This is a genomic window from Glycomyces sp. TRM65418 (assembly GCF_019710475.1).
GTDB lineage: Bacteria > Actinomycetota > Actinomycetes > Mycobacteriales > Micromonosporaceae > Glycomyces.
In genome coordinates, this window is the sequence record NZ_JAJFAX010000003.1 from 344,829 (window position 1) to 362,885 (window position 18,057).

Genomic DNA, 18,057 nt, shown 5'->3' on the forward strand with positions numbered 1-18,057 from the left:
CGGCGCCGCTCAGGGTACGGGACCGCGAGGCATCGGGCTTGACACGGCGGGTGGGCCGACGGGTAAAGTGAAGCGCGCTTTACCGATAAATGAGCGCGGCACGGAACCGTCGAGCACCGACCGGTGCCGCCCACCGCCAGGAAGGCCCCTTATGAGCGAGCACGTCTCCGCCGTCATCAACGTCGACATCGAAGGCCCCCGGATCAACCGCCACGTGTACGGCCACTTCGCCGAGCACCTCGGCCGCTGCATCTACGGCGGCTTCTACGTCGGCGAGGACTCCGACATCCCCAACGAGGGCGGCATCCGCCTCGACGTCGTGGAGGCCCTGCGCGCCCTCGACATCCCCAACCTGCGCTGGCCCGGCGGCTGCTTCGCCGACGAGTACCACTGGATGGACGGCATCGGCCCCAAGGAGGACCGCGCCGTCATGATCAACACCCACTGGGGCGGCGTCGAGGAGAACAACCACTTCGGCACCCACGAGTTCATGGCGCTGTGCGAGCTGCTCGGCGCCGAGCCGTACATCTCCGGCAACGTCGGCTCCGGCACCGTCCGCGAGATGAGCGAGTGGGTCGAGTACCTCACCCGCGACGGCGACTCCCCCATGGTGCGCCTGCGCAAGCGGCACGGCCGCGAGGAGCCGTGGAAGGTCAAGTTCTGGGGCCTGGGCAACGAGACCTGGGGCTGCGGCGGCAACATGAGCGCCGAGCAGTACGCCATGGACGCCCGCAAGTACGCGACCTACTGCCGCGACTACGGCGACAACAAGCTCTACCGGATCGCCGCCGGGGCCGCCGACTTCAACTTCGAGTGGACCAAGACCCTCATGGAGCAGCTGGGCCACATCGGCTGCCAGCGCGTCGAGCGCAAGCTGTACCAGGCGATCTCCGTGCACTACTACACGATCGCGGGGACCTGGGAGGACAAGGGCGACGCGACGCGGTTCACCGAGGACGAGTACTACACGACGATGCTCAGGGCGGCCCGCACCGACGAGCTGCTCACCGGCCACGCGAACGTCATGGACCTGTACGACCCGACCAAGGAGATCGGGATCGTGCTCGACGAGTGGGGCACCTGGTGGAACGTCGAGCCCGGCACCAACCCCGGTTTCCTGTACCAGCAGAACACGATGCGGGACGCGCTCGTGGCGAGCCTCCACTTCGACATCTTCCACCGGCACGCCGACCGGCTGGTCATGGCGAACATCGCGCAGACGGTGAACGTGCTGCAGGCGATGATCCTGACCGACCCCGATTCGGGCGCGCTGGTGCTCACGCCGACCTACCACGTGTTCCAGATGAACAAGGGCCACCAGGACGCGGCCTCCCTGCGGGTGGACGCCCCGGCCGGGCTGCCGAGCCGCGAGGTGGACGGCAAGGAGCTGTCGACGGTGTCGGTGTCGGCCAGCCGCAAGGACGGCCGCCTGCTCGTCTCGCTGTCCAACCTGGACGCCGAGGCGGGGCAGGACGTGGAGATCGACCTGCGCGGCGGCGGGCTCGCCGAGGTCGAGGCACTGGTCCTCACCGCCGACACGCTGCAGAGCCACAACTCCCCCGAGGCGGCGGACGCGGTGGCGCCGCGCGCGCACGACGGCGTGAAGCTCGACGGCTCGAAGCTCAAGGTGCACCTGCCGGCGCACTCCTTCGTCACCGTCTCGGGCGCGATCGCGTGAGCGGCCGACGGGTCGGATGATGGGAAGATAGGCACCCTGACTTGACGAGAGGCGGTAACCGACGTGGTGACGATGAGCGACGTGGCGCGGTTGGCGGGGGTGTCGAAGATGACGGTATCCAATGTGGTCAACAACCGGCCCGGCGTGAGCGATCCGGTGCGCCGGCGCGTGCTCGAAGCCATCCAGGAGTGCGGTTACCGCCTCAACGTCAACGCCCGCACGCTCAAGGCCGGGCGCACGGGGGTCATCGGCCTCGCGGTGCCCGGCGTGGACCAGTCCTACTACGGGATGCTCGGGTCCCTCCTCATCGAGGCGGCCAAGGAGCGCGGCTTCCACGTCGCGATCGAGCAGACCGGGGCGGCGGCCGAGGGCGAGGAGGCCGCCATCGCGCAGTCGCACAAGCTGCAGCTGGACGGGCTCATCCTGAGCGCGGTCGTGCTCGACCCGCGGGAGCAGGGCGGCACGGCGTGGGGGGACTTCCCGATCGTGATGCTCGGAGAGCGCGACTTCGGGGCGAGCATCGACCACGTGGGCATGGCGAACGAGGCGGGCACGAAGGCCGCCACCGAGCACCTGATCGCACGGGGGTGCCGGCGCATCGCGAACGTCACCGGCTGGAGCCTCGAAGGCGTCCACGTCGTGTCCCGACGTCACCGGGGCTACGTCGAGGGCCTGGCCGCCCACGGGATCGAGGTGGACCCGGCGCTGGTGTCGCTGTCGGGCATGCACATGGAGCGGGGCCGGAAGGCCGTCCACGACCTGCACGCGGCGGGCACGGCCTTCGACGGCGTCGTGGCGGTCACGGACACCGTGGCCATCGGGGTCATGCGGGGCCTGGCGGACCTGGGCCTGCGCTGTCCCGAGGACGTGCGCGTGGTGGGCTTCGACGACATCCCCGAGGCCGCCTACCTCGCGCCGTCGCTGACCACCGTGGCCCCCGATCACCGGTGGATGGCCGAGAAGGCGGTCGAGCTCATCGCCGCCCGCCTCGACGACCCGACGCGGCCCCCGGAGGAGCACATCGCCCCGTTCACGCTCATCCCCCGCGAATCCACCCGCTAGGGCCCGCCCGGCTCGCCGCGACCGGCGAGGCCGAGGTCCAGGCCGCCGGGACGACGCCGCCCCGGCCTCGAAAGGCCGGGGCGGCTTTCGCGGTGCCGTCAGGAGAGCGAGCCGGTGACGTTGCCTCCGGACTCGGTGACGTAGTAGGTGACGGTCTTGCCGCTCCAGAAGTGGAACGTCAGGGTCACCTTCTGGCCGTCGTTCACGTCGTCCCAGAACGCCTGCGGCAGGCTGATCGTGCCGGCGGTGTAATCGGGGCTGAACGCGCGGGCGAACTCCTTGTAGGTGGTCCAGTTGTGCGGCCCGGCGGCGCTGCCGTCGGCGTACTCGGCCTCCATGGTCGCCAGCTGGTCGCCGTTGAACTGGGTCGGGATCGCGAACGCGCCCGTCGAGCCCGTGGCGGCCGACATCGTCGGCTGGTCGTAGGAGATGACGCTGATCCGCCACGGCGCGCCCTGCGAGAACACCGCGTGCAGGTTCGCCTTGACGCCGTACGAGCGGTCGCCGAGGAGGCTGGTGAGCCTGCTCGCCTTGATCGTGAGCGTGTCGCCCGAGATCGTGTAGTCGGTGCCCCGGACGAGGTTCGTGGACCCCAGGCGCAGGTGCTGGAACGTGGTGCCGTTCGGGTTGAGCTGCAGCGACACGTCGGCGACGGTCCCCGACTTCGCGACGAACACCTGGTCGGTGGAGGCCGTGCCCGAGCGCGAGCTCCAGCTCGCCTTCATCATGTTGTAGAGCTCGGGGTCCCGCCACTCGAAGGTGGTCCGGTTGAAGTGCTGGCCGTTGTCCCACACCTGGAGCGTGAGGCCCTTCTGGCGGGCGTAGTAGCCCACGTACTCGAAGAACTTCAGCTTCTCGCCCTGCTCGACGGTGCCGGTGTGGGCGTCGAAGCCCAGCAGGCCCCATTCGCCGACGATGACGGGGATGTCGTTCGCGACGAACTCGTTGTAGACGCGGTCGAAGTATCCCTCGATGTCGGCCTGGACCTCGGCGTTGAACTTCGTGAAGCCCGCGACGTTCACGCTGAAGGGCCAGAAGCCGTAGTAGTGGACGGTCGCGGCCAGGTTCGGGTCGTTCAAGGAGTCGATCGTCGCGCTCAGCGCGTCGAGGCGGCCCTGGTCGGCGTTCGTGTGGAGGGTCGGCAGGACGAGCACGCGGGTCGCGTTGTTCCCGCCCGAGCCGCGCACGATCTCGTGGAAGGAGACGTTGAGGTCGTCCAGGAGGGCGTAGGCGGTCGCGTCGTCGACGTTGTTGAACTGCGGCTCGTTCACGCTCTCGAACAGCAGCTCCGGCGGCGCGTCGCGGAAGCGGGTCGCCAGCTCGTTCCAGATCGCCTCGTAGCGGGCCTCGACCACGGTGCGGTTGGTGTTCATGTCCGCCATCCAGATCCACGAGTCGTGGTGGATGTTGACGAGCACGTAGAGGTCCGCCTCCAGCGCCCAGCCGACGACCTCTTCGACGCGGTCGAGGTAGGCGTCCTCGACGGCGTAAGGGGCGGACTTGGCCTGGTGGTCGTCGAAGGTGACGGGGATGCGGATGCTGTTGTAGCCCTGGGCGGCCACGTTCTCGATGAGCTCCTGGGTGATGCGCGGGTTGCCCCAGGCGGTCTCGTCGGGGCCGACGGAGTCGAGCGAGTTGCCGAGGTTCCAGCCCGGCTCCATCGCGGCGACGGTCTCCATCGCGGTGCCCTCGCCGACTGGCGGCGGGGAGGTCGTCGGCGAGGTGGTGGGCTCGCCGACGCCGCCGGTGCACTCGACGCCGTTGAGGTGGAACAGGGCGGGCACGCCGTTGGCTCCCGACCAGGAGCCGTTGAAGCCGAAGGAGACCGAGCCGTCGGTGGCGATGGACCGGTTGTAGCCGAGGCTCTTGGCGGTGACCTGGTCGCCGGCGTTGGTGAAGGACGCGTTCCAGATCTGGGTGATGCGCTGGCCGTCGGGGAAGGTCCAGGCCAGGTCCCAGCCGTTGATCGGATCGCCGAGGTTGGTGATCTTCACGTCGCCCGTGAAGCCGCCGTTCCATTGGCTGGCGATCTTGTAGTCCACCTTGCATCCCTCGGCCGCATACGCGACTGAGGGGGCGAGCATGGCGAGACCGGCCGCTATGGCGGCGACCGCGGTGATCGCCACGGCGATCCACCTGCGGGTACGTCGTTTGACGCCTTGCATGGCACTCCTTCATGTCCACTTCGACTGTCGGGGGGAGGCGTGCCCGGTACCGGGGGCCATCGAGCATCCTCGATACCAGACTAAGTTGGGGGACCAAACTTTGTCAATCGCTCCCAAGAAACTCTTCACCGAAGGCCCGTCACGGACCGAGATCGTCCGATTTGCGCTCTTGACAGCTGAAAGCCCTTTCCATACGCTCATGGCAACCGGTTGATTTATACATGTAAATGTATGACTCAGCCGGCCTGGATCTCCTCAACGACCCAGGCAACAACGCAGTTGCGAAGGGAAGCAACATGTCTCGTCGAAGAAACGTGCGCACCGCGCTCGTCGCCGGGTTCGCCGGCATCATCGCCACCGCCGCCACGGTCGTCGCGATGCACTCGGCCTCAGCGGCACCCGTCCGCTATGAGGCCGAAACCTCGCCCGCCGCCTGCTCCGGCACCGTCGACTCCGACCACTCCGGCTACTCCGGCAGCGGGTTCTGCAACAGCCCCAACCAGACCGGTGCGACGGTCCAGTTCACGGTGAACGCCCCCAGCGCCGGCACCGCCACCGTTGGCATCCGGTACGCCAACGGCACGACGGCCTCACGCCCCGCCGACATCGTCGTCAACGGCGCGGTGGCCCAGTCCGCCAGCGCCTTCGGCGGCACCGGGGCGTGGAACAACTGGACCACCAAGACCCTGACCGTGCCGGTGAACGCCGGCGGCAACACCATCCGCCTCGCCGCCACCGGCGCCGACGGACTCGCCAACATCGACTACCTCGATTTCGAGGCCGGCGGCGGCACCGATCCGACCACGACCCCGCCGCCCGCGGGCGGCGCGATCTACGTCGCCCCCGGCGGCGGCGACAGCGCGGCCGGCACCGAGGCGAACCCGACCACCCTCGCCTCCGCCCTGTCCCGCGTCAACGCGGGCGGGACCATCTACATGCGCGGCGGCACCTACAACTACTCCTCCACCGTGGTGATCGACCAGGACAGCGGCAGCTCCAGCGCCCGCACGACCCTGGCCGCCTACCCGGGAGAGCGGCCGGTGCTGAACTTCTCGGCGCAGTCCGAGGCCTCCTCGAACCGGGGTCTGGCGCTCTACGCGAACTACTGGCACATCAAGGGCCTGACCGTGGAGCGCGCCGGTGACAACGGCATCTTCGTCAGCGGCAGCAACAACATCCTCGAGCGCACGATCACGCGCTTCAACCGCGACACCGGTCTGCAGCTCTCGCGGCAGGCCTCGTCGAGCCCGACCTCGTCGTGGCCCGCGAACAACCTCATCCTGAGCGCGGAGTCGCACGACAACGCCGACTCCGACGGCGAGGACGCGGACGGCTTCGCGGCGAAGCTCACCGTCGGGCCCGGAAACGTCTTCCGGTACTCGGTGGCGCACAACAACATCGACGACGGCTGGGACCTCTACACCTACTCCGACCACGACCCGATCGGCGCGGTCACCATCGAGTACTCGCTGGCGTACGAGAACGGCACGCTCTCCAACGGCGGCCAGGCGGGCAACGGCGACCGGAACGGCTACAAGCTCGGCGGCGAGGACGTCCCGATCAACCACAACGTCCACCACAACATCGCGTTCGACAACGGCAAGCACGGGTTCACCTACAACCGCAACCCGGGCGCGATGACCGTCTCGAACAACCTGAGCATCGACAACGCGGAGCGGAACTTCACCTTCGACGCCGGTTCGCACACCTTCCGCAACAACACCTCGTGCCGGTTCTCCAGCGGCACGAACGACCGGATCGTCGGGAACTCCGACAGCTCGAACCAGTGGTGGATGGGCTCGAACGGCTCCCGCTGCTCCAACTACTCGGGCGGCCTGGGCTGGTCCTTCGACTCGACCGGCAAGCTCGTGGTCACCCTCGGCGGCCGGGTGGTGAACCTGTAGCCGAAGCCTGACGCCGCACGCTGAAGCGGCCCGTGCGATGCGGACGGGCCGCTTCAGCGCGGTCGCGGTGCGCGCGGCGGGGCGGGCCCGCTGTACCGCCGAAGGCACGCGAGGGCCGCGACGACACCGGCACGTGCGCGCGCCTGACCGTCCGAAACCGACTCGCCGCACTGGCGGGGGCCTGGCATGATCGCCGGATGCTCTTGACGATCTCGACCACGGCGAGGCCCGCGACCGACCTGGGATGGCTGCTGCGCAAGCACCCCGAGAACGTGCAGCGCTTCGACCAGTCCTTCGGATCGGCCTGGGTGTTCTACCCGGAGGCGACCGAGGAGCGGTGCACGGCGGCGCTCATGCTCGAGGTCGACCCGGTGCGCCTGGCGCGGGCGTTCGGGCGCGGCTCGGGCGACGCCTCCCTCAAGCAGTACGTCAACGACCGGCCCTATGCGGCCTCGTCGCTGCTGGCCGTCGCGCTCGGCAAGGTGTTCTCGACCGTGCGGACCGGCCAGAGCGAGTCCCGGCCCGAACTCGCCGCGGCCCCGATGCCGCTGGAGATCGCGCTGCCCGCGGTGCCGTGCAAGGGCGGCGCGGGCCTGGTCGAGGAGCTGTTCGCGCCGTTGGGCTGGGAGGTCGAGGCCGAGGCGGTGCCGCTGCCGGGGTTCGACGCCGACTCGCGGCACGTGCGCGTGCGGCTGCGCGGCGAACTGCGCCTCGCGGACGCGCTCAGCCAGCTGTACGTGCTGCTGCCGGTGCTCGACGACGCCAAGCACTACTGGGTCGACATCGGCGAGGTCGACAAGCTCGTGCGAGCGGGCGGCGACTGGCTCGCCGCCCATCCCAGGCGGGATCTCATCACCCGGCGGTATCTCGCGCACCGCAAGTCGCTCGAGCGCGCCGCGCTCACGCGGCTCGCCGAGGCCGAAGGGTCCGAGGCGGCCATCGAGACGCCGATCGAGGAGGACGCCCCGCTGATGGCGGCCGGTCAGGGGGCCGCGCCCGCCGGTGCGGCGCCGGCGACCGACGAGGCGGCCCCGCACGCCGACGCCGTTGCGGACGCCGAGCCTCATCGCACGGCGCCCTTGCACCGCAAGCGGATCGCCACGGTGCTGGAGGCGCTTCGCGAGGCCGGCGCGACCTCGGTCGTCGACCTGGGCTGCGGTTCGGGCAAACTCCTCGCCCAGCTGTTCAAGGACCGGCGGTTCACCCGCGTCACCGGCGTCGACGTCGCCGCCCGCGCGCTCGACCTGGCCGAGCGCGCCCTGCGGCTCGACCGGATGCCCGAGCGCACGTCGCAGCGGCTCGAACTGCTGCAGGGCTCGGTCGTCTACCGCGACAAGCGGTTCGCCGGGTACGACGCGGCGGTGCTCATGGAGGTCGTCGAGCACCTCGACCCGGGTCGGCTCCCGGCGATGGAGCGGGTGGTGTTCGGCGAGGCCCGGCCCCGCACGGTCGTCGTCACGACGCCGAACGCCGAGTACAACGCCCGCTACGGCCTGGAGGGCCGCCAGATGCGCCACGCCGACCACCGGTTCGAATGGGACCGGGCGCGATTCGCCGCATGGGCGACCGCGACCGCCGAACGGCACGGCTACCGGGTGCGGATCGCAGGGGTCGGCGACGCCGACGCCGAAGCCGGGACCCCGACCCAGATGGGAGTGTTCGACCGTGACTGAGCCATCGAACGACTCGACGTCACAGAACGACCCGACGCCGTCGAACGACCCCACGCCCCACGATGACGCCGCGTCCGGGCACGACGGGACTCCGCTGAACCCGGCGCTCGGGGACGACCGGGCCCCTTCGAACGGGGCCGCGCCGCAGCACGATCCCGTGCCCCTCGGCGACACGGCCCCTGTCGGCGACCCCGCGGACGAGCGCGAACCGCTCGATGACGCGGCCGGCGGGCCCGCCGCGCAGGTGACGTGCAGCGTCCCCGAGCTCTCGCTGATCGTCCTCGTCGGCGTGTCCGGATCCGGCAAGTCCACGTTCGCGAAGCGGCACTTCAAGCCCACGCAGGTGATCTCCTCCGACTTCTGCCGGGGCCTCGTCGCCGACGACGAGACCGACCAGACCGCCACGACCGAGGCGTTCGAGCTGCTGCACCACATCGTCGGCGTCCGGCTGCGCCGCGGTCTGCTCACCGTCGTGGACGCCACGAACGTCCAGCCGAAGGCCCGGGCCTCGCTCGTCAAGGTCGCCAAGGAGCACCACGTCCTCGCCGACGCGATCGTGCTCGACGTGCCGCCGACCGTCGCCGCCGAGCGCAACCGCGCCCGGCCCGACCGCGACTTCGGCGAGGCCGTGATCCGCCGCCACCACCGTGACCTCAAGCGGAGCCTCAAGTCGCTCAGCAAGGAGGGCTTCCGGCGCGTCCACCGCCTCAGCGGGGTCGAGCAGATCGAGACCGCCCGGATCGCCTACGAGAAGGCCTGGAACGACAAGACCGAGGAGACCGGTCCGTTCGACCTCATCGGCGACGTGCACGGCTGCCGCGCCGAACTGGAGTCGCTGCTGACCGAGCTCGGCTGGACGCTCGAACGCGACGACGCCGGCCGCCCGGTCGGCGCGTCGCACCCGGAGGGCCGCAAGGCCGTCTTCGTCGGCGACCTCGTGGACCGCGGCCCCGACACGCCCGGCGTGCTGCGCCTGGTGACGGGGATGGTCCGGGCCGGGAACGCGCTCTGCGTGTGCGGCAACCACGAGCAGAAGCTCGTGCGGGCCCTGAACGGCAGGAAGGTCAAGGTCGCGCACGGCCTGGCCGAGTCGCTCGAACAGCTCGGGAACGAGGACGAGGCGTTCCGGGAGGACGCGAAGTCCTTCATGGATGGACTGGTGAGCCACTACCGGTTGGACGGCGGCGACCTCGTGGTCGCGCACGCCGGCCTCAAAGAGGAGTACCACGGCCGGGCCTCGGGCAAGGTGCGGTCCTTCGCGCTCTACGGCGACACCACCGGCGAGTCCGACGAGTACGGCCTGCCGGTGCGGCTGCCGTGGGCCGAGGACTACCGCGGGCGGGCCATGGTGGTGTACGGCCACACGCCGACCGCCGAACCCGAGTGGGTCAACAACACCATCTGCCTCGACACCGGCTGCTGCTTCGGCGGCAGGCTCACGGCGCTGCGCTACCCCGAACGGGAGCTCGTCGCCGTCGACGCCCTGCAGGAGTGGTACGAGCCGGTCCGGCCGCTGCACACCACGGTCCGCGACGCGACCATGCTCGACTTCGAGGACGTCGCGGGCGACCGCTACCTCACGACCGACCTCGTCGGGACGGTGAAGGTGCGCGCCGAGAACGCCGCCGCCGCCCTGGAGGTCATGAGCCGCTTCGCCGAAGACCCGCGGCGCGTGCTGTACCTGCCGCCGACGATGGCCCCGGTGGACGCGTCCTCACTGGACGGTTACCTGGAGCATCCGGCGCAGGCGTTCGACCAGTACCGCAAGCACGCCGAGCGGGTGGTGTGCCAGGAGAAGCACATGGGCTCCCGGGCCGTGGCGCTCGTGTGCCGCGACCCGGAGGTCGCCCGCAGGCGCTTCGGACTCGGCACCGGGCCCGCGGGCGCGGTCCTCACGCGCACCGGCCGGGCGTTCTTCGAGGAGGAGGCCCTCACCGAGGAGCTGCTGGCCCGGATCGCGCTCGCCGCGGAGGGAGCAGGGCTGTGGGACCGGCTCGCGACCGACTGGATGCTGCTCGACTGCGAGCTGCTGCCGTGGTCGGCCAAGGCCCGTGAGCTGGTCGAAGACCAGTTCGCGTCCGTCGCCGCGGCCGGCTTGTCCGCGCTCCCGGCCGCCGCGTCGGCGCTGGAGGCCGCGGCCGCACGCGGGCTCGACGTCGCCGACCTCGCCGCGCGCACGACCTCGCGCCTGGCCAATGTCGAGGCGTTCGCCGAGGCGTACCAGCGGTACTGCTGGCCCACTTCGGGTCTCGAAGGGGTGCGGCTGGCGCCGTTCCAGATCCTCGCGACCGAGGGCGCGAACCGGGCCGACCACCGGCACGACTGGCACCTCGACGCGATCGACGCGCTGGTCGGCGCCGACGCGACCGGGACGCTCACGGCCACGCGCCGCAGGTTCGTCACGCTCGGCACGGACGAGGAGGCCGAGGCCGCCGACTGGTGGCGCGGACTGTGCGCGGCGGGCGGCGAGGGCATGGTCGTCAAGCCGGTCCTGGAGGGCCGCACGAAGCTGCAGCCGGGCCTCAAGGTCCGAGGCCGGGAGTACCTGCGGATCGTCTACGGCGCGGACTACACCGACCCGCAGCACCTGGAGCGGCTGCGGCAGCGCCGTCCGACCCACAAGCGGTCGCAGGCGCTGCGTGAATACGCGCTCGGCGTGGAGGCGCTGGACCTGGTCGCGAAGGGGGCGCCGCTGTGGCGGATCCACCAGTACGTGTTCGCGATCCTGGCCCTGGAGTCCGAACCGGTCGACCCGCGCCTGTGAGCGAGCGGCGGATCCGGCCCCTCCCGGGGCCGGACCCGCCGTCGTCCCGCCACGGGTCAGCCGTTGTCGGTGCGGCCCACGTAGACGTTCCGCGCCTTGCGCCGCGTGCTGCCGGCCCTCCGCGGTGGGTTCGCCATGCTGGCCGCCTTCACGCCGTGCGTGGACGATGTGACCGCAAGGGAAGGTTTGCGATCACATCGAACAATCTCAATATATAGTGCACATCGGGCGCGCGGTTGTCAACGGCCGCGCTCCGTCGGTCAGCCGCGCAGGGCGACGACGATGATCACGACGGCCACCAGCGTGTCGAGCACGAAGCAGAACTCGGCCAGCGAGCGCGAGACGACGATGTCCTTGCGGTGGTGGTAGACGTCCCAGGCGGCGTGCCCGAGCAGGCCGGCCGCCACGAGGTAGGAACCGAGGTCCTCGCCGACGTAGAGGACGAGGGCGGCGATCCCGCCGAAGGCGACCATGCCGAGCGTCTGGAGCGGCAGGCCTTCGGCCGGGCGGGCCGCGCCGCGCAGGAGGCCGTACACGGCGAGCAGGGCGGCGAGCCCGATGACGGCCCAGGTGCCGAAGTCGCTCTCCCAAGGGGTGAAGTCGGCGGCGGCGATGACCAGGAAGGCGACTCCGAACATCGGCCAGGCCGCGCCGCGGCGCTGGACCGCGGCCGCACCGAGGTAGACGAGTCCGGAGGCGGCGACGACGGCGCCGAGCCCGACGCCGGAGGTCAGGCCCCAAACGGTGAACACGGCGAAAACGATGCCGATGGCGGTGGGCCAGCGCCGCAGGGCGGCGCGCACCGGGTTGTCAGCACGGGGTTCGGTGGCGGTGACGGTCATGATCGGGCTCCTTGCAGTCATGGCATACCTGGAGGGGGTATCTGATGCGCCAACGATCCTCGTCGCGCGGGCCCCGGTCAAGCGAGCGGACCGGTCGTGTCCGAAATCTTGGCTTCCTGGTCTTCCGGACCTATGCTGGGGCCATGAACCGCCATCGCGTGCTCGTCGTCGGCTACGACGACGCCGAACTGCTCGACATCGCCTGCGTCACCAGCACGCTCCACGCGGTGCACGAGATCAATCCGGACCTCGGGTACGACCTCACGCTCGCCACGCCCGGCGGGCGGCCGATCGCCTGCTCATCGGGGTTGGTCCTCAACGGCCAGGCCGCCCTCGAAAGGGCCAAGGGCCCCATCGGCACCCTGATCGTCTCCGGCGGACTGGGCCATCTGGACGCCTCGCGCGACGAGCGGCTCGTCGGCCACGTTCGCCGCCTGGCCCGTGAGAGCGAGCGCGTCGCCTCGCTGTGCACCGGCGCGAGCGTCCTCGCCGCGGCCGGGCTCCTCGACGGGAAGCGCGCGACGACGCACTGGCACTTCGCCGAGCGGATGGCGCAGGAGTATCCCGCGGTCACCGTGGACGCCCGGCCGATCTACGTGCGGGACGGCGACGTCTACACCGCCGCGGGCGTCACGAGCGCGCTCGATCTCTCGCTCTCGTTCATCGAGGCCGACTTCGGCGCCGACATGGCGCGCTGGGTGTCCCGGGCGATGGTCACGTACCTGCACCGGCCGGGGAACCAGGCGCAGATGAGCATGTTCACCGCCGCGCCCGCGGCGGACCACGGACTGGTCCGCAAGGTCACCGACCACGTGACGGAGCGACTGGACGCGGACTTGTCGACCGAGGCGCTGGCCCGGCTCGCCCGGGTGAGTCCGCGGCATCTGACCCGGTTGTTCCAGATGCATCTGCGCCAGACGCCGGGCCGGTTCGTGCGGCAGGCGCGGCTCACGGCGGCGGCGCAGCTCCTGACGACCACCGATCTCCCGGTGGCCCGCGTGGCATCCCGATGCGGCTTCGCCTCGGCGGAGGCGCTGCGCCAGGCCTTCGTCCGCGAGTACGGGACGACCCCGTCGCAGTACCGCTCGGTCGCCTCCAGCAGCGTCTAGACGGCGTTGCGGCTCTTACGGAACCGGCCGCATGCCGTCGAAGAGGACGCCCAGGGCACGTCGGCGGAACGCCTCGCTCCAATCGGCGGCGATCGCTTCTTGACACAGGGCGCCGAGCAGCGCGATCAGTTCCTCTGGGAGGAGGTCCTCGCGGACGGCGCCGGTGCCCTTGGCGCGGTCGAGCAGCACTTCGACGGCCGGTCGCAATCGCATCAGGGCGTCGCCGACGCTCACCCGGACGCCGGTCTCGGCGAGCCGCTCGAACACTTCGCGGTTGGCGGCGCCGATGGACATGACGAGCGCGCTGAACTCGAACAGGCCGGTGACTGCCTGCGGGTCGTCGACCATGGCGTCGGCCTCGGCGATGAGGCGGTCGAGCAGGTTCATGACCACGGATTCGAGCAGGTCCGGCTTGGTCGGAAAGTGGCGGAAGACGGTGCCGATGGCGACGCCGGCGCGCGCGGCGACGGCCTCGGTCGATGCCGACGCGCCCTGCTCGGCGAAGACGGCTTCGGCTGCTTCCAGGATGCGCGCGCGGTTGCGGCGGGCATCGGCACGCACGGGTCGGTCGGGCGCTGCTTCTCGGGCCACGGGCGAATACTCCTTGCCAAAATGAGTCTGACTCATTATATTTTAAGTCGAGTCTTACTCATCTTACTTCGGGAGATTCCCCATGACGTCCACGACCGCGAGTCCGATCGAGATCTACCGCCTCATGCAGGAGGCGCTGCTGCGCGAGGAGGCGACGCTGCTCCCAGCCGAACTCCTGGCCGAGGACGTGGTCGTCGAGACCCCGTTCTCCCCGCCGGGAATGCGGCGTCACGAAGGCCGGGAGGCCTGGCTGGAGTTCTACCGTTCGAGGCCCCTGCCGTTCCGCTTCTCGGAGTTCCGGGAGCTGAGCATCCGTGAGACCGACGACCCCGAAGTCCTCGTCGTGGAGTACGAACTGGTCGGCACGGTCACCACCACCGGTGTGACCGCCTCGGCGACCTTCATCGCCGTGCTGCGGGTCCGCGACGGCCTGATCGAGCACTGGCGCGAATACCAGGACGTCCTGGCCATCAGCCGGGCCCTGAGCCTGCAGCCCGAAGACCTCGGCAGCACCGCAACGGCCGACGAGGCCGCGCCCGAGCCGTCCGCGCCATAGACCCCAGGATGTGCTGACCGGTTCGCGGAGGACGAGGCGGGCCGCAATCCGGTAGCGACAATGCGGAGGCTGCTTGGAGCGAGGCCGGCAAGCGCGGCCCAGTTCGGGAACGGGTGGGCTGCAACCTGGCAGGACGGTGAGGCCCGTACCCGATCCGAGACTCGGGGCCGGAATCTGGCCCGGTATTGGCTAGGGCTTGGCCCTGCGGCGGGGGGCTTGATCCGACAGCGGCACGGTCCCGCACTTGAGCGCGCATGCGGCAGCACGGGAGGCGGTTTCGGCTAGAGGTGCCGAGGGCGTGTGGCCGTGGCCGGGTCCGGGGCCGGTCGGGCTTCGATCCGGCAGCGACGGTGAGGTAGCGGCATGGCCTGGGCGTGCGTGGCTGGGGCCGAGCCGGTTTGGGTCGGGGTGCGACAGGGCCGCGGTGGTGAGGCGGTTGCTGGATCCGTGCCCGGTGGTCGGAGGGCCGCTTGGTTGCGGTGGGGCGGCTGCCGGTCGGCGGTGGTCAGGTCGGACCCGTCGGGCCCGTGCCGAGGAGGCTCGGCCGGTGCCGGTGCCGGTGCCGGTGCCGGTGCCGGTGCCGGTGCCGGTGGCGGCTGCGGTGTCGGTCGTGGCCGCCACTCGCCCGGCTTCGCGGGGGCGCCCGCGAGGGCAGGGGCGGGGCAGGGTCGAGTCGGTCGTCGCCATCGGTCTTGGCACCTCCTTCCCCTGTTCCGTGCCAGATGCGGCTACATCAGCCTGCAACCGGCGGTCCGGTCTTCGATCCCCAGCGGCAACCCGGGATCTCCGCCTTCGATCCCCAACGGCAGCCGGTCGCCGGCCTCCAGCAGCCTGCAACGGCGGCCTCAGCCTTCGGCCTCCGGCTTGCACCCGGTCGTCGGTCATCGGCTTCCCGGCGGCAACCTGCGGCCTCGACTGTCGGTCTCGGGCCTTAGCCGGTGTTCGGTCGGCACCGTGTGGTCCTGGCCTGTCCTCTCCCGCCTGCGGCCGGTGCTCGATGTGGGGCAGGTCCTTTCGCCTGCACCCGTGGTCGTGCCTGTGGTGGGCGGGCGTCGATGTCGATGCCCGCATCCCCCGCCGGGCAGGCCCGGTCGGGTGGTTCCGGCCTGGCGTAGGCCCACCGGGTGCGTCTCCTCGCTCATGCCCTTCCGGGGCGCTTCTACGGAGACGGTGGCACCGGGGCGGAAACGACGCGAGTAGGGCCACCGCGTGGAGGCGTGGTCATCTCGGCATCGGCGCTGCGAAGGAGTATCCGGCCAGAGGCTTATGTCGTAGTCTGCTTACCACCGGACTCTGCTCCGCTTACACGAATTCCGTATCCCTGTACGTACCTCAATTATCCCAGGTGCATAACCGGGTGACATCACCCACAGGATGCGAAGCGTTTCACGTTCCGCCCCCGGAGCCACAGGCCCGCAACCGAAACCAGCCGCAGCCCGCCCGGGCCCGACAGCCACACCACGGCCCTAACCCTCCCGCACCCTTTTGTCGCCGCCCGCTTGAACCTCGACCGCACTCCACCCGACAGCCGCCCGATCACCCGGCCCTCAACCGGCCTCGTTGTCGCCACCCGTTTGAACGACGACCACCGGCCCGCCCGAGGGCTCAGAACCGACCTCGACCCTCAGCGGCCTTGTTGTCGCCCCCCCCGCTTGAACCTCAACCGCCGAGCCGCCAAGCACAGGGAGGCGGACCGAGCATGAGGGGCGCCTCCCCCACCGGGAGGCGCCCCTCATGCGACTTCAGTATGAGCGCTATCCGCCTCCTGCTGCAAGCGGGAGACCGGCGAAGTCGGCGGCGGCCAGGCCGACGACCGGGGATGCCTCGCCGAGCTTGCTGTCACGGACCTGGAAGTCCTCGCCGGTGGCGCGGCGCCGAGCCGCACTGGAAGCCCTGGCTCGAAGACTCGGCGTTCCGGGTCTTCTACAGCGGCCGCACTGTCCACTCGGCCCTGGCCTCGGTGAGGTTCTGCGATGGCCAAGACCGCCTCCCCCGCCGAGGACCCGCGGAGCCGCTCCACCGCCCGCTCGGACGGCGCCTCCACTCGGGCAGCCCGTGGCCTGGCATCGCGCCCGGAACGGCGGCGACTGGTGAATCCTCGACCGGGCCAGCGCGCTCATCGCGGACTCCGACACCCGACAAGTCCGGCTGAACCCGCTCCGCATCCGGCGACGCGGACCTCCCCGCCGCTCCCCCACCGGTTCGCGGAGCCTCGAACGGGCGCAGCGGCGTCCGGTGCGCTCCCCAGGAGGCGCCTGCCGCGACATCGCCACCCGGTCGTCGGGCCGGCCGATCCTCACCCAGGATCGGCCGGCCCACCCCCTTGACCAGAGGACTCGCTCCGCTGCACCCCGTGGCGGAGCTTCCCTCGCACTGCAGGGTTTCCAGGAGTCCGGGAAATACACCATCGCAGCGAACCGTCTGAGGCGGCCCGAAATCGAGGCGAGAGCGAATCCTGCCTACGATCGTGGCAACACCCGATCGCCCTTAGAGGAGAACCACCTTGCGGCGCACCTCAATCACCCTCGACATCGCCAATCTGCTCACCGCGCTCCCCGCCCGGGGCCGCCACCACCCGGACAAGGCGTTCGACAAGATCGTGGACAAGGTCCGGTCCAACGTCGACGGTGTCAGGCTCCGCGAGTCGGACGAGGCCCTGCTCGAGTCGATCCGACTGCTCATGCGGTTCACCGCCGCCACCGAAGGCCTCTCCGGCGTCGGCTGGCTGTCGATCCTCGACCTGATCACCGCCCGCGTCGACAACCTCTTCCGAGTGCGGAAGCTCCACGATCTCCACCCCGAGATCGGCCGCGAGGTCATCAAGGCCCCGATCTTCGTCGTCGGCATGCCCCGGACCGCGACCACCCTGACCCACAAGGTGCTCGCCCAATCACCGGGCAACCGCGGGCCGCTCCTGTGGGAGATGTACAACGTCGACCTGCCGCAGGACCCCGCCACCGAGCGGCGCCGGCGCAACGCCACCCAGCGCCGCCTCGACCAGACGCTCGCGCTCAGCCCCTCCTGGAAGCAGATCCACCCCGTCTCGGCCGACCTGCCCGAGGAGATCTACTTCCTGCTCGTCCACACCGCCCTGCACTGCAGCGTACTGCCGATGCCGAAGTACGTCGAGTTCCTCAAGACCTACGACTCCACCCCCGACTACCGGTTCATCAAGGAGTGCCTGCAGGTCCTCCAGTACGGGCGCGAGCCGAAGCGCTGGGCGCTCAAGCACCCCGGCACGCTGTTCCACCTGGAGGCCGTGCACCGGGTCTTCCCCGACGCCCAGGTCGTGTGGACCCATCGCGATCCGAACACGGTCATGGGCTCGATGTGCTCGATGGCCGAATCGCTGATCCGCCTGCACGTCAAGCGCAGCGCGGTCGATCTCCACGCGATCGGGGCGCTCTGGCTCAAGATCCTCTCCGAAGGGGTCGCCTCGGCGCGCGACCAGCGGGCTCGGCTGCCGCGGGGCACGGTCATCGACGTCGGCTACCACCTGATGATGTCCGACCCGTACACGTTCGTCCCGCAACTGTTCGAGCAGCTGCACCTGCCCTGGAGCGACGTGGACGAACGCAACCTCAAGATCGCGCTCGACCGGCCGACCGACCACCGTGGACACGAGTACACCATCAGCGACTACGGGCTCACGCCCGACGCCGTCGGCGACGCCTTCGGCGACTACGAACGGTTCGTCGCCACCCTGAAATAGC

The 18,057-nt window shown here is 70.3% G+C and carries 11 protein-coding genes; 8 read left to right on the forward strand and 3 right to left on the reverse strand.

The features are described 5' to 3' along the window. Window positions 1-151 precede the first annotated feature (151 nt). Both K3N28_RS09640 and K3N28_RS09645 read left to right on the forward strand, forming a co-directional pair. Window positions 152-1,678, forward strand: a complete 1,527-nt coding sequence (locus K3N28_RS09640; RefSeq protein WP_228092283.1) for an alpha-N-arabinofuranosidase — start codon at window positions 152-154, stop codon at window positions 1,676-1,678. A gap of 72 nt (window positions 1,679-1,750) precedes the next feature. After that, the gene (locus tag K3N28_RS09645; RefSeq protein WP_228092284.1) at window positions 1,751-2,740 is read left to right on the forward strand and encodes a LacI family DNA-binding transcriptional regulator; all 990 of its coding nucleotides are present in this window, start codon (window positions 1,751-1,753) and stop codon (window positions 2,738-2,740) included. A gap of 98 nt (window positions 2,741-2,838) precedes the next feature. Here the strand turns inward: K3N28_RS09645 and K3N28_RS09650 are convergent, their stop codons facing one another. Then, window positions 2,839-4,905: a cellulase family glycosylhydrolase gene (locus tag K3N28_RS09650; RefSeq protein ID WP_228092285.1), complete on the reverse strand. Its 2,067-nt coding sequence runs from the start codon at window positions 4,903-4,905 to the stop codon at window positions 2,839-2,841. A 296-nt stretch (window positions 4,906-5,201) separates the two neighbouring features. Here K3N28_RS09650 and K3N28_RS09655 point away from each other — a divergent pair, with 296 nt between their 5' ends. The 3 genes from K3N28_RS09655 to K3N28_RS09665 all read left to right on the forward strand — a co-directional run bounded on the left by K3N28_RS09655 (window position 5,202) and on the right by K3N28_RS09665 (window position 11,246). Further along, a complete protein-coding gene (locus tag K3N28_RS09655) occupies window positions 5,202-6,809 on the forward strand; it encodes a carbohydrate-binding protein (RefSeq protein ID WP_228092286.1) in 1,608 nt (535 codons plus the stop codon). 197 nt (window positions 6,810-7,006) lie between these two features. Further along, window positions 7,007-8,482 carry a 3' terminal RNA ribose 2'-O-methyltransferase Hen1 gene (locus K3N28_RS09660; RefSeq protein WP_228092287.1) on the forward strand — a complete coding sequence of 492 codons (1,476 nt, stop codon included), beginning with the start codon at window positions 7,007-7,009 and terminating at the stop codon, window positions 8,480-8,482. 244 nt (window positions 8,483-8,726) lie between these two features. Next, window positions 8,727-11,246 carry a polynucleotide kinase-phosphatase gene (locus K3N28_RS09665; protein ID WP_374209738.1) on the forward strand — a complete coding sequence of 840 codons (2,520 nt, stop codon included), beginning with the start codon at window positions 8,727-8,729 and terminating at the stop codon, window positions 11,244-11,246. A gap of 260 nt (window positions 11,247-11,506) precedes the next feature. Here the strand turns inward: K3N28_RS09665 and K3N28_RS09670 are convergent, their stop codons facing one another. Next, window positions 11,507-12,088, reverse strand: a complete 582-nt coding sequence (locus K3N28_RS09670) for a hypothetical protein (RefSeq protein ID WP_228092289.1) — start codon at window positions 12,086-12,088, stop codon at window positions 11,507-11,509. A gap of 143 nt (window positions 12,089-12,231) precedes the next feature. Between K3N28_RS09670 and K3N28_RS09675 the strand changes: the two genes are divergently transcribed. Beyond that, window positions 12,232-13,197: a GlxA family transcriptional regulator gene (locus K3N28_RS09675; RefSeq protein ID WP_228092290.1), complete on the forward strand. Its 966-nt coding sequence runs from the start codon at window positions 12,232-12,234 to the stop codon at window positions 13,195-13,197. 15 nt (window positions 13,198-13,212) lie between these two features. Here K3N28_RS09675 and K3N28_RS09680 read toward each other — a convergent pair whose 3' ends face one another. Beyond that, complete coding sequence (locus K3N28_RS09680) at window positions 13,213-13,788, reverse strand: TetR/AcrR family transcriptional regulator (protein WP_228092291.1); 576 nt, start codon at window positions 13,786-13,788, stop codon at window positions 13,213-13,215. Window positions 13,789-13,870: 82 nt separating this feature from the next. On the opposite strand from K3N28_RS09680, the gene K3N28_RS09685 reads away from it, so the two are divergent. Both K3N28_RS09685 and K3N28_RS09690 read left to right on the forward strand, forming a co-directional pair. Then, window positions 13,871-14,344, forward strand: a complete 474-nt coding sequence (locus K3N28_RS09685; RefSeq protein ID WP_228092292.1) for a nuclear transport factor 2 family protein — start codon at window positions 13,871-13,873, stop codon at window positions 14,342-14,344. Between the two features lie 2,503 nt (window positions 14,345-16,847). Then, on the forward strand, window positions 16,848-18,056 hold the full coding sequence (locus K3N28_RS09690; protein WP_228092293.1) for a sulfotransferase: 1,209 nt from the start codon (window positions 16,848-16,850) through the stop codon (window positions 18,054-18,056). Window position 18,057: the final 1 nt, after the last annotated feature.

Excerpts from the sequence above, each read along its gene's own strand:
- K3N28_RS09670 (WP_228092289.1), bottom strand. The coding sequence starts at position 12,088 with ATGACCGTCACCGCCACCGAACCCCGTGCTGACAACCCGGTGCGCGCC.
- K3N28_RS09660 (WP_228092287.1), top strand. The coding sequence starts at position 7,007 with ATGCTCTTGACGATCTCGACCACGGCGAGGCCCGCGACCGACCTGGGA.
- K3N28_RS09685 (WP_228092292.1), top strand. The coding sequence starts at position 13,871 with ATGACGTCCACGACCGCGAGTCCGATCGAGATCTACCGCCTCATGCAG.
- K3N28_RS09640 (WP_228092283.1), top strand. The coding sequence starts at position 152 with ATGAGCGAGCACGTCTCCGCCGTCATCAACGTCGACATCGAAGGCCCC.
- K3N28_RS09675 (WP_228092290.1), top strand. The coding sequence starts at position 12,232 with ATGAACCGCCATCGCGTGCTCGTCGTCGGCTACGACGACGCCGAACTG.
- K3N28_RS09655 (WP_228092286.1), top strand. The coding sequence starts at position 5,202 with ATGTCTCGTCGAAGAAACGTGCGCACCGCGCTCGTCGCCGGGTTCGCC.
- K3N28_RS09650 (WP_228092285.1), bottom strand. The coding sequence starts at position 4,905 with ATGCAAGGCGTCAAACGACGTACCCGCAGGTGGATCGCCGTGGCGATC.
- K3N28_RS09645 (WP_228092284.1), top strand. The coding sequence starts at position 1,751 with ATGAGCGACGTGGCGCGGTTGGCGGGGGTGTCGAAGATGACGGTATCC.